The sequence below is a fragment of the Pseudomonas sp. TH31 genome, from assembly GCF_016650815.1.
Classification (GTDB): domain Bacteria; phylum Pseudomonadota; class Gammaproteobacteria; order Pseudomonadales; family Pseudomonadaceae; genus Aquipseudomonas.
Window position 1 is genome coordinate 641,841 of the sequence record NZ_JAEKEZ010000038.1, and the last position, 13,865, is coordinate 655,705.

The 13,865-nt window shown below is 63.2% G+C and carries 1 pseudogene (only partly in view); it reads left to right on the forward strand.

From position 1 onward, the window contains the following. Positions 1 to 13,859: pseudogene (locus JFV26_RS35155) on the forward strand (non-ribosomal peptide synthase/polyketide synthase) (its annotated part extends 13,813 nt beyond the left edge of the window); the annotation flags it as partial. Positions 13,860 to 13,865 lie beyond the last annotated feature (6 nt).

A 13,865-nucleotide genomic window follows, 5' to 3' on the forward strand; every position in this document is an offset into this window, starting at 1 on the left:
CACCCAGTTCTACTTGCTGGATGACCACGGCCAACCCGTGCCATTGGGCGTCGCAGGCGAAATCTACATCGGCGGCGCCGGCGTGGCTCGCGGTTATCTGAACCGCGATGACCTGACTGCCGAACGCTTCCTCACCGATCCATTCAGCACCGCACCCAACGCCCGGATGTACAAAACCGGCGACCTCGGCCGCTACCTCCAGGACGGCAACATCGAATACCTGGGCCGCAACGACGACCAAGTGAAAATCCGTGGCTTCCGTATAGAACTGGGCGAGATCGAAGCCAAACTCGCCCAACACGCTGCCATCAACGAAACCGCCGTCCTCGCCCGCGAAGACGTCCCCGGCGAAAAACGCCTCGTTGCCTACTACACCTCCTCGCAACCCCTCGACATCGACGCCCTGCGCCGTTACCTGCAAACCCAACTCCCGGACTACATGATCCCGGCCGCCTATGTGCACCTCGACGCCTTGCCGCTCACCCCCAACGGCAAACTCGATCGTAAAGCACTGCCGGCACCGGGCCTCGATTCGGTCATCACCCGAAGCTACGAAGCCCCGCAAGGCGAAGTCGAAATGACCCTGGCCCGGCTCTGGGCCGAAGTGCTCAACGTCGACCGCGTCGGTCGCCACGACCATTTCTTTGAGCTGGGCGGGCACTCGTTGCTGGCCGTCAGCCTGATGGAGCGATTGCGCCAGGCCGGTCTGGAAGCCGATGTCAGAACCCTATTCGAGCAGCCCACGCTCTCGGGATATGCAGCAACCACAGAAAGAATGGAGATTGAACTGTGAGCGTGATTGAGCTATTGGCGACCCTGAAAGAAAAGGACGTGCAGCTGTCGGTCAAGGACGATCGACTGGTCGTGAGTGGCCGCAAACAGTCGCTCGGCGAGCCGTCGATCATGGCCTTGCTGCGTGAGCACAAGGCTGCGTTGATCGAGCTGATCCAGGCCGGCGACTATCGCGCGAGCAAGGCCGGCGAGATCGAGGTGCCGGCCAATGGCATCCCGGCGGGATGTACGCAGATCACGCCGCCCATGTTGCCGCTGTTAAGCCTGGCTCAATCGACGATTGACCGTATCGTGGCCACGGTGCCCGGCGGCGCGGCTAACGTGCAGGACATCTACCCGTTGGCGCCGTTGCAGGAAGGCATTCTTTACCACCATGTTTCGGCGGAGCAGGGCGATCCTTACGTCCTGCAGGCCTTGTTCGGCATCAGCGACCGCGCCCGGCTCGACGAGTTCGCACAGGCGTTGCAGAGCGTGGTCAAGCGCCACGACATCCTGCGCACGAGTGTGGTCTGGGAAGGCCTGGACGAACCGGTTCAAGTGGTCTGGCGTGAAGCTCGACTGGCGCTGACCGAGATCAGCATCGACCCTGCACTGGGCGAAGCCACGCAACAATTGCATGAGCGCTTCGACCCGCGGAAATACCGCCTGGCGATCAGCCAGGCGCCGCTGTTGCGCCTGGCATTCGCCGAGGACCGCGCCAATCAGCGCTGGGTCGCGATGCTGCTGTTTCATCACATCGCCATCGACCACGCGGCGCTGGAAGTGGTGCAGCAAGAGATGCAGGCGCACTTGTTCGGTCAGGCTGGTCAACTGGGTGAAACGCTGCCGTATCGCAACTATGTGGCGCAGGCACGCCTGGGCGTGAGTCGCGAACAACATGAAGTGTTTTTCCGCGACATGCTGGGCGAAGTGGATGAGCCGACGCTGCCGTTCGGTTTGCAGGATGTGCGCGGTGAAGGCCAGGACATCGAAGAAGCGCTGCAAGCGGTGGACATCCATCTGAGCCGACGCCTGCGGGCGCAGGCGCGTCAGCTGGGCGTGAGCGCCGCGAGCCTGCATCACTTGGCGTGGGCTCAGGTGCTGGGGCGGATTTCCGGGCGCGAGGATGTGGTGTTCGGCACGGTGATGCTCGGCCGGATGCAGGGCGGCGAAGGCGTCCACCGTGCTTTGGGCATGTTCATCAACACCTTGCCGTTGCGGGTTGATATGCGCGCTCAGGACGTGCGGGCCGGTGTGAAAACCACCCATGCACGGCTGACAGCATTGCTCGGCCACGAACACGCTTCGTTGGCGTTGGCCCAACGCTGCAGCGGTGTGACGGCACCGACGCCGCTGTTCAGCGCCTTGCTGAATTACCGCCACAGTGCGGCGCAAGCGGTGTCCGGCGAAGCCGTGCAGTTGTGGGAAGGCATTGAGGTACTGAGCGGTGAAGAGCGGACCAACTATCCGCTGATCCTGTCGCTGGACGATCTGGGCGATGGGTTCAGCCTGAGTGTGCAGGCGGCTCCGGGCATTGGCGCGCAGCGTATTTGCGATTACATGCTCAGGGCGCTGGAAGCCTTGGTCGAGGCGTTGGAGCAGTCGCCGGAGGCGTCGTTGCGTGGGTTGTCGATTTTGCCAGCGGCGGAACGCGAGCAGGTGCTGGTGACGTTCAATGCCACGGAGGCGGATTACCCGCTGGAACAGACGATTCACGGGTTGTTTGAGGCGCAGGTGGAGCGCACGCCGGATGCCGTGGCGGTGTTGCATGGCGAGCAGCGCTTGAGTTATCGCGAGTTGAATGAGAAGGCCAACCGGTTGGCGCATTACCTGCGCGGGCAGGGTGTGCGACCGGATTCGCGGGTGGCAATTTGTGTTGAGCGTGGGCTCGATATAGTGGTTGGGCTGCTGGCAATTCTTAAGGCCGGTGGCGGTTATGTGCCGCTGGATCCGGCGTATCCGCTGGATCGGATTGCCTACATGCTGGAGGACAGCGCGCCGGCCGTGGTGTTGGCGCACGCGGCGACACTTGGGTTGCTGAGCAACGCGTCGATGCCGTTGATCGACCTTGATAGCGGGCTTTGGCAGGACAAATCCGTCGCCAATCCAGAGATTGCGGACCTGACGTCCTCGCACTTGGCCTACGTGATTTACACCTCGGGTTCGACCGGTTTACCCAAAGGCGTGATGATCGAACACCGCAACACCGTGAATTTCCTGACCTGGGCGCATCGTTCGTTTGACGACGAAACCTTGGCTAAAACCCTGTTCTCGACTTCGCTGAACTTCGATTTGGCAGTCTACGAGTGCTTCGCACCGCTAACCTCAGGCGGCAGCATCGATGTCGTGACTAATGTGCTGGAACTTCAGCAGGGCGAGCACGACGTTACGTTGATCAACACCGTGCCGTCGGCGCTCAAGGCTTTGCTGGAGTCTGGCGGACTGAGCGACAACGTGCACACGGTCAACGTCGCGGGGAAGCGCTCAAACGCAGTCTCGTCGAAAACCTCTTCGAACAGACCAATGTCAAACGCCTGTGTAACCTCTACGGTCCGTCAGAAACCACCACCTACTCAAGTTGGGTGTCGATGGCCCGCGAAGACGGTTTCGCCGCCCACATCGGCAAACCCGTCGCCAACACCCAGTTCTACTTGCTGGATGACCACGGCCAACCCGTGCCACTGGGCGTCGCAGGCGAAATCTACATCGGCGGCGCCGGCGTGGCTCGCGGTTATCTGAACCGCGATGAGCTGACCGCCGAACGTTTCCTCAGCGATCCATTCAGCGTTAAAAAGAACGCCCGGATGTACAAAACCGGCGACCTCGGCCGCTACCTCCCGGACGGCAATATTGAATACCTGGGCCGCAACGACGACCAGGTGAAAATCCGCGGCTTCCGCATCGAACTGGGCGAAATCGAAGCCAAACTTGCCCAGCATCAGGAGATCGACGAAACCGCCGTCCTCGCTCGCGAAGACCTCCCCGGCGACAAACGCCTGGTCGCCTACTACACCGCGCAACAATCCCTCGACATCGACGCCCTGCGCCGTCACCTGCAAACCCAACTCCCGGACTACATGATCCCGGCCGCCTACGTGCACCTCGACGCCTTGCCGCTCACCCCCAACGGCAAACTCGACCGTAAAGCGCTGCCAGCACCGGACCTCGAATCAGTCATCACCCGAGGCTACGAAGCCCCGCAAGGCGAAGTCGAAACGACACTGGCGCAGATCTGGCAAGACCTGCTCAAGGTCGAACGTGTCGGCCGTCATGACCACTTCTTTGAACTCGGCGGGCATTCGCTGCTGGCCGTCAGCCTGATCGGGCAGATGCGCCAGGCCGGGCTGAGTGCCGACGTGCGCGTCCTGTTCGGCCAGCCCACCCTGGCCGCACTGGCGGCAGCGGTGGGTGGCGGCCATGAAGTGAGCATCCCGGCCAACCTGATCCAGGCCGATGGTGGACACATCACTCCAGGCATGCTGCCGCTGGTCCATCTGGACCAACCGAGCATCGACCGTATCGTCGCGACGGTGCCGGGCGGTGCGCACAACGTGCAGGACATCTACCCGCTGGCGCCGCTGCAAGAAGGCATTCTGTATCACCACATTGCCGCAGAACAGGGCGATCCCTATGTACTGCAAGCGGTGTTCGTGGCCTCGAACCGTGCACGGCTGGACGATTTTTCCCAGGCGTTGCAAAGCGTCATCGACCGCCACGACATCTTGCGTACCAGCGTGCTCTGGGAAGGCTTGAACGAACCGGTGCAGGTGGTCTGGCGTCAGGCCCGGCTGGGTCTGGAGGAACTGGCGCTGGACCCGCAAGCCGGGGACATCGCCACACAATTGCACGGCCGTTTCGACGCCCGGCACTATCGCCTGAACGTGAGCGAAGCGCCGCTGATGCGGCTGGCGTTTGCCCATGACGCGCCCAACCAGCGTTGGGTGGCCATGCTGCTGTTCCATCACATGGCCCTCGATCACCTGGCGCTGGAACTGGTGCAACAGGAAATGCAGGCGTACCTGCTCGGTCAGGCCGACGCGTTGGGCGATGCAATGCCCTATCGCAACTACGTGGCCCAGGCGCGACTGGGCGTCAGCCGCGAGGCCCATGAAGCGTTCTTCGGCGAGTTGCTCGCGGACATCGTCGAGCCGACGCTGCCGTTCGGTGTACAGGACGTTTGGCATGACGGCGACAGCATCGAGGAAGACAAACAAGCGGTGGCGCATGAACTGGGTCGACGCCTGCGCGCCCAGGCGCGTCAGTTGGGCGTCAGCGCCGCGAGCCTGGTCCATCTGGCCTGGGCGCAGGTCATCGGCAGTGTGTCGGGCCGCGAAGACGTGGTGTTCGGCACCGTGCTGATGGGCCGGATGCAGGGCGGCGAGGGCGCCGAGCGTGCGCTGGGGATGTTCATCAACACCCTGCCGTTGCGCGTGAATGTCGGTGCCCAGGACGTGCGCGGCGCAGTGAAAACCACCCACGGCCGACTGACCGCACTGCTGGGGCACGAACACGCTTCGCTGGCGTTGGCCCAACGCTGCAGCGGCGTGGCCGCGCCGTCCCCGCTGTTCGGCGCGTTGCTCAACTACCGTCATAGTTCAACGCCTTCGCAGTCCAAAGAGGCGCAGGACGCCTGGAACGGACTTGAGGTGTTGACCAGTGAAGAACGCACCAATTACCCGCTGACCTTGTCGGTGGACGACGACGGCGATGGCTTTAGCCTGAGCGTGTTGGCAACGCCGGGCATTAGCGCGCAACGTGTTTGCGCATACATGCAGGTGGCGCTGGAAAATTTGGTGGAAGCGCTGGAACAGGCACCGCAGACGCTGCTCAATGGTTTGTCGGTTGTGCCGTCCGCTGAACGTCGGCAAGTGCTGGTGGACTTCAATGCGACGACCCGCAGTTATCCGCAGGACAAAACCGTTCATGGGCTGTTCGAGGCACAAGTCCGGGCCTGTCCGGAGGCTGCAGCGGCGGTACACGGCGCGCAAAACCTGACTTATCGGGAACTCAACGCCCGGGCCAATGGCCTGGTTCATCACTTGGTTGGCCTCGGTGTTCAACCGGGCGACCGTGTGGCGATTCTGCTGGAGCGTTCGCTTGAGCTGTTGATCAGTCAGTTGGCGATTCTCAAATGCGCGGCGGGTTATGTGCCGCTGGATGTCAGTGCGCCGGTTGAGCGCCAGCAGTTTATGCTGCAGGACAGCGGGGCGCAGGTGGTGCTGACGCTGAGCACGACGACGGCACCCGACAATGCGCGGCGTGTAAATCTGGACAGCGTGGACCTGGACTCTGAGGTGGCTCACGACCTGGATTTGCTGCAAACCGCCGAATCGGTCGCCTACCTGATGTACACCTCGGGTTCGACGGGCACGCCGAAAGGTGTATTGGTCCCGCATCGGGCGATCAGCCGGTTGGTGGTCAACAACGGTTTCGCCTCGTTCAACCCGCAGGATCGGGTGGCATTCGCCTCCAATCCGGCGTTCGACGCCAGCACCCTCGACGTCTGGGCGCCGTTACTCAATGGCGGTTGCGTGGTCGTGGTTGAGCAGGATGTGTTGTTGTCGCAAGAGCGCTTTAAAACCCTGCTGCTTGAGCAATCGGTCAGTGTCTTGTGGATGACGGCGGGGCTGTTTCACCAGTACGCCGCTGGTTTGATGACCGTGTTTGGCCAGTTGCGGTACCTGATCGTCGGCGGTGATGTACTTGATCCAGCAGTGATCCGCCGAGTGCTGAAAGAGGGCGCGCCGCAGCACTTGCTCAATGGCTACGGTCCGACGGAAGCCACGACTTTCACCACGACGTTTGAGATCAAGTCAGTCGGCGAGGGCAGCATTCCCATCGGTCGCCCCATCGGCAACAGCCGAGTGTACGTACTCGACTCGCACCAACGGCCAGTACCACTGGGCGTGGCGGGCGAGTTGTACATTGGCGGCGACGGCGTGGCCAAAGGGTATTTGAACCAGCCCGAGCTAACCGCCGAGAAGTTTGTCGTCGACCCGTTCACTCACGACGCGTTGCTCTACCGCACCGGCGACCTCGGCCGCTGGCTACCCGACGGCAACATCGAATACCTGGGCCGCAACGACGACCAGGTGAAAATCCGTGGCTTCCGTATCGAACTCGGCGAGATCGAAGCGCGTTTGGGCCAGTGTGCTGGCGTACAAGACGCCGTGGTACTGGCGCGTCAGGACGAATCCGGCCCGAAACGCCTGGTCGGTTATGTGATCCCGGAACCGGACATCACCTTGTCAGCGCAAGACCTGCGCGCCGAACTGGCCGCTTCATTGGCCGAATACATGGTCCCAAGCGCCTTCGTGGTCCTCGATAGCTTCCCGCTGACCGCCAACGGTAAACTTGACCGTCGCGCACTGCCAACCCCGGACTCCGAGGCCTACGCCAGCCGCGAGTACGAAGCACCGCAGGGTGAGGTTGAGGAAACCCTGGCGCAGCTCTGGGCCGACGTGCTCAAAGTCGAACGCGTCGGTCGCCACGACCACTTCTTCGAACTGGGCGGTCACTCGCTGCTGGCCGTCACCCTGATCGAACGGATGCGCCAGGTCAGTTTGAGCGCCGACGTCCGTGTCCTGTTCAGCCAACCGACCCTGGCCGCACTGGCCGCCGCCGTCGGCAGCGGCAAAGAGGTCACCGTCCCGGCCAACTTGATTCCAGACCATTGCGAACACATCACCCCAGCCATGCTGCCGCTGGCGACCCTGACCCAAGACTCCCTGGACCGCCTCGTCGCCACCGTCCCCGGCGGCGCCCGCAACGTGCAAGACATCTACCCACTGGCACCGTTGCAAGAAGGCATCCTTTACCACCATGTTTCGGCAGAGCAGGGCGACCCTTACGTCCTGCAAGCGCAGTTCGCCTTTACGAATCGCCAGCGCCTGGAGGATTTCACCCAAGCGCTGCAAATGGTGATCAACCGCCACGACATCTTGCGCACGGCCGTCTTGTGGGAAGGCCTCGACGAACCCCTGCAAGTGGTCTGGCGTGAAGCACGGCTGGGCCTGGACGAACTGGCACTGGACCCGCACGCCGGAGACATCGCCACACAATTGCACCGCCGTTTCGACGCCCGGCACTACCGCCTGGACGTTACCCAGGCACCGCTGATGCGCCTGGCTTTCGCCCATGATGTGCCGAATCAGCGTTGGGTCGCCATGTTGTTGTTTCACCACATGGCGCTGGACCATACCGCCATGGACGTGGTGCAGCACGAGATGCAGGCGTACCTGTTGGGGCACGCGGACCGGTTGGGCGCCGCAGTGCCGTTTCGCCACTACGTGGCCCAGGCCCGTCTCGGGGTCAGCCCTGAGGAACATGAAGCGTTTTTCCGCCAGATGCTCGGCGACATTGATGAACCGACCCTGCCGTTCGGCCTGCAAGATGTGCAGGGCGACGGCAGTGACATCGAGGAAGCCAAGCTACTGCTCGACAACGGTCTGAGCCGTCGCCTGCGGCAGTTGGCCCGCCAGTCAGGCGTGAGCGCGGCCAGCCTGCACCATTTGGCCTGGGCTCAGGTGCTGAGCCGGGTGTCGGGCCGCGAAGACGTGGTGTTCGGCACTGTACTGATGGGCCGGATGCAGGGCGGCGAGGGCGCCGACCGGGCATTGGGGATGTTCATCAACACCTTACCGCTGCGGGTGAATATCGGCACCCAAGGTGTGCGGGCCGGGGTCAAGACTACTCATGCGCGGCTCAGCGCATTGCTGGGCCACGAACATGCGTCCCTGGCCTTGGCGCAGCGTTGCAGCGGCGTGACCGCACCGACGCCGCTGTTCAGCGCCTTGCTCAACTACCGTCACTCCGGCGCGCAGCCCGACACCACCGCGACCGACTCGACCTGGCAAGGCATCGAGGTATTGGGCGGCGAGGAACGCACCAACTACCCGCTGACGTTGTCGGTGGACGACCTCGGCGAAGACTTCACCCTGACCGTCCTGGTCAGGCCGGGCGTCGGAGCCCAGCGTGTCTGCGCCTACATGAATGCCGCGTTGGAAAGCCTGGCCCAGGCGCTGGAATTCAATCCCGCTGCGCCGTTGTACAGCCTGGAAGTGCTGCCGGCAGCAGAACAACAGCAACTGCGGGTCGAATTCAATGCCACCGAGACCGACTATCCGCAGCACCAAACCCTGCACACGCTGTTCGAGACGCAGGTTGCGCGCAGTCCTGACTCAACCGCCGCTGTGCAACAGGGACACAGCCAGACTTACCGCGAACTGAACCTCAGGGCCAACCAATTGGCCCACCACTTGATCGGCCTCGGTGTAGCACCGGGTGATCGCGTGGCCATCCTGCTGCCCCGCTCGATTGATCTGATCGTCAGCCAATTGGCCATTCTCAAATGCGCCGCCGCCTACGTTCCGCTGGACATCAACGCACCCGGCGAGCGTCAGGGTTTCATGGTGCAGGACAGCCAGGCCACGGCGGTATTGACCTGCCGCGCAGAAACGCTGGAGCAAGATGTCCGCCGCGTGGACCTCGACACAATGGCATTCAGCCACCTGCCGAGCCATGCTCCAGAGCTGCCGCAGTCCAGCGAAACGCCGGCCTACGTCATGTACACCTCGGGCTCGACCGGCACACCGAAAGGCGTGTTGGTCCCGCACCGGGCGATCAGCCGTTTGGTGATCAACAACGGCTATGCCGAATTCAACGCCGAAGACCGCGTCGCCTTCGCCTCGAACCCGGCCTTCGACGCCAGCACCCTTGAGGTCTGGGCGCCGTTGCTCAATGGCGGTTGTCTGGTGGTGGTTGAACAGGACGTGCTGCTGTCGCAAGAACGCTTCAAAACCCTGCTGCTTGAGCAGTCGGTCAGCGTGTTGTGGATGACCGCAGGCTTGTTCCACCAATACGTCGCCGGCCTGATGACGCTGTTCGGCCAGTTGCGTTACCTGATCGTCGGCGGCGATGTGCTCGACCCGGCGGTAATCGGCCGGGTGCTCAAAGAAGGCGCCCCGCAGCACCTCCTCAACGGCTACGGCCCGACGGAAGCCACCACGTTCACCACCACCTATGAGATCAAGACGGTCGACGAGGGCAGCATTCCGATTGGTCGCCCCATCGGCAACACCCGTGTCTATGTGCTGGACGCCTATCAACGTCCGGTACCGCTGGGTGTGGCCGGTGAGTTGTACATCGGTGGCGCCGGCGTGGCCAACGGTTACCTTAACCGCCCGCAGTTGACTGCCGAGAAGTTTGTCGCTGACCCGTTCAGCGCTGATGCGTTGCTTTATCGAACCGGCGATCTCGGTCGCTGGCTGGCGGACGGCAACATCGAATACCTGGGCCGCAACGACGACCAGGTGAAGATCCGTGGTTACCGCATCGAACTCGGCGAAATCGAGGCCCGGCTTACCCGGCATGTCGATGTGAAGGACGCGGTGGTGATGACGCGTGAAGAGGTTCCCGGCGAGAAACGCCTGGTGGCCTATTTCACCCCGCAACTGCCGGGCGCCGTGCCGGATCTCGAAGCGCTGCGGGCGCACCTGGCGGCGCAGTTGCCGGACTATATGGTGCCAGCGGCCTACGTGCGTCTTGAGGTATTGCCCCTGACGGCGAATGGCAAACTGGACCGCAAGGCATTGCCGGCCCCGGACCTGGAAGCGCTGGTCAAACGCGGCTACGAAGCGCCACGCGGTGAGGTTGAATCGACCCTGGCGCAGCTCTGGGCCGACGTGCTGAACGTCGAGCAAGTCGGTCGTCATGATCATTTCTTTGAACTGGGCGGACACTCGCTGCTGGCCGTAAAACTGATTGAACGGATGCGCCACGCCGGTCTGAGCGCCGATGTGCGCGTGCTATTCAGCCGGCCAACCCTGGCTGCGCTGGCCGCCGCCGTCGGCAGCGGCAAGGAAGTCAGTGTTCCGCCGAACCTTATTCCTCCGGACTGCGAACACATCACCCCAGCCATGCTGCCGCTGGCCAGCCTGAGCCAACCGGTCCTGGACCGCATCGTCGCAAGCGTCCCCGGCGGCGCCCGCAACGTGCAGGACATCTACCCGCTGGCGCCGCTGCAAGAGGGGATTCTCTATCACCACCTCACGGCGGAAAAAGGTGATCCCTACGTGCTGCAAACGCAGTTCGCCTTCGACAGCCGCGAGCGCCTGGAAAGCTTCACTCAAGCGCTGCAACAGGTCATCAACCGCCATGACATCCTCAGGACCTCGCTGGTCTGGGAAGGCCTCGATGAGCCGATGCAGGTGGTGTGGCGCCAGGCCCGGCTGGTGAGCGAAGCGTTCGAACCGGACCCGCAGGCCGGTGACATCGCCGCGCAGTTGCATGAGCATTTCGATGCCCGGCATTACCGGCTCGATGTGCGTCAGGCGCCGATGTTGCGCGTGGCCTTCGCCGAAGACGTGGTCCAGCAGCGTTGGGTGGCGATGCTGTTGTTCCATCACATGGCGCTCGACCACACGGCGCTGGAAGTGGTGCAGCAGGAAATGCAGGCGTATTTGCTCGGCGAGGCCCGGCAGTTGGGCGTGGCGATGCCGTATCGCAACTATGTGGCGCAGGCCCGCCTGGGTGTCAGCCGTGAGGAACACGAAGGGTTTTTTCGCGAGATGCTCGGCGATATCGACGAGCCGACACTGCCGTTTGGTCACCAGGATGTGCAGGGCGACGGCACCGGCATCGAGGAAGCGAAGCTGACGATGGACGCCGGGTTGAACCGGCGCCTGCGAGCGCAGGCACGCTTGCTGGGGGTGAGCGCGGCGAGCGTGGTGCACCTGGCCTGGGCGCAGGTTTTGGGCCGCGTCTGCGGTCGCGATGAAGTGGTGTTCGGTACGGTGCTGTTGGGCCGGATGCAGGCGGGCGAGGGCGCTGATCGTGCCTTGGGCATGTTCATCAACACCCTGCCATTGCGCGTCAGTCTGGGCGGGCTAGGTGCGCGTGCCGGGGTGATGGCGACTCATCAACGCCTGACCGGGCTGTTGGGCCACGAACACGCCTCGCTGGCCTTGGCCCAGCGTTGCAGTGGGGTGGCCGCGCCGACGCCGCTGTTCAGTGCCTTGCTCAATTACCGCCACAGCGCCACCGACGTCACCGCGCAAATGCGCACGGCGTGGCAAGGCATTGAAGTGCTCGGCGGCGAAGAGCGCACCAACTACCCATTGGCGCTGGCGGTGGACGATGAAGGCAGCGGTTTCGGTCTGGCCGTCCAGGCTGTGGCCGGGATCGATGCGCAACGCATCGGCGCCTACATGCAGACGGCGCTCGACAGTCTGGTCAGCGCCCTGGAGCAGGCGCCGCAGACGCCACTCTACGAACTCGATATTGTCTCGGCCGCCGAACGTCGGCTCATGCTCGACACCTGGAATGCCACCGAGGTGGCGTACCCGCAAACGCAGACAATCCAGCAGTTGTTCCAGGCCTGGGTCGAGGCGTCTCCCGACGCGGTCGCCCTGGTGTTCGGTGATCAACAGTTGAGCTATGCCGAGTTGAACCGCCAGGCCAACCAGGTCGCCCATGAGCTGCTGGCCCGTGGCATCCGGCCGGATGATCGGGTGGCGCTCTGCGTCGAACGTGGCTTCGACATGCTGGTCGGCTTGCTGGGGATTTTGAAGTCGGGCGCCGCGTATGTCCCACTGGACCCGGCTTACCCCATCGATCGCCTGAGCTACATGCTGGATGACAGTGCGCCAGTGGCGTTGCTGGTACACACCGGCACTCGCGAATTGCTGGCTGATGCCGCGATCCCGGTTATTGATTTGTCCAGCGCGGTCTGGCGGGCCCGATCTTCAACCAATCCGCAGGTGCCGGGCTTGACCTCGGCGCACCTTGCCTACGTGATCTATACCTCGGGCTCGACCGGCAAACCGAAAGGCGTGATGGTCGAGCACCGCAGCGTGGTCAACCTGTTGGGCGCAATGCGCGACATGCTCGGCATGCTGTCCAGCGACCGGATGCTGGCGTTGACGACCCTAGGTTTTGATATCGCCGGCCTTGAGTTGTACCTGCCGCTGATCTGCGGCGCCCGTGTTGTGCTGGTCTCCCGGGATCAGGGGCGCGACGGCGCATTGCTCGCCGGGGTGATTGCCGCTAGCGGTGCCACTGTCGCCCAGGCCACCCCGGCAAGTTGGCGCATGCTGCTCGAATCGGGCTGGCAAGGTGCGCCGGCGCTGACTGCACTGTGCGGCGGCGAAGCCTTGCCGGCCGATCTCGCCGTGCGCATCGCCGGCCAGGTCAAGACCTTGTTCAACGTCTACGGCCCGACCGAAACCACGATCTGGTCCTCGGCCACGCCTGTGGGTGTTCAGGTGACCGGCACCAGCCAGGTCTGCATCGGTCGGCCAATTGCCAATACCCGGTTCTACTTGCTCGACGTGCACGGCAAACCTGCGCCCATCGGCGTCGCCGGGGAAATTTACATCGGTGGCGCGGGCGTCGCTCGCGGTTATATGAACCGCCGTGACCTCACGGAAGAACGCTTCCTGAGCGATCCTTTCAGCACGCAACCCGAGGCGCGGATGTACCGCACGGGCGACATTGCCCGCTACCTGCCTGATGGCACGCTCGACTATCTGGGCCGTAACGATGGCCAGGTGAAGATCCGCGGTTTGCGCATTGAACTGGGTGAAATCGAAGTCGTCCTTGGCGCCTGCCAAGGCGTGGCTGAGGCCGTGGTGATTGTGCGCGAAGACCGTCCCGGCGAGCAGCGGCTGGTGGCGTATTACCGGGCGCAAGCCGGGCACGATGCCTTGCCGGTGGAAACACTGCGCGGGTTGATGCTTGCTCAACTGCCGGAATACATGGTGCCTGTGGCGTACGTAATGCTGGACGCGATGCCGCAGACGCCCAACGGCAAACTCGACCGCAAGGCCCTGGCGGCACCGGAGTCGGGCGCAATGAATGCCTATGGCTATGAAGCGCCGCAAGGAGAGATCGAATCGGTGTTGGTGCAGATCTGGCAAGACTTGCTGGGTCTGGAGCAAGTCGGGCGGCATGACCGGTTCTTCGAACTGGGCGGCCATTCGCTGCTGGCGATGCGGCTTATCTCACAGGTCCGCCTGCGCCTCGGTGTGGAGTTGGCGCTTGGTGAACTGTTTACCCATTCGCAACTAAACGAGTTGGCGCAAGCCGTGGCGCGC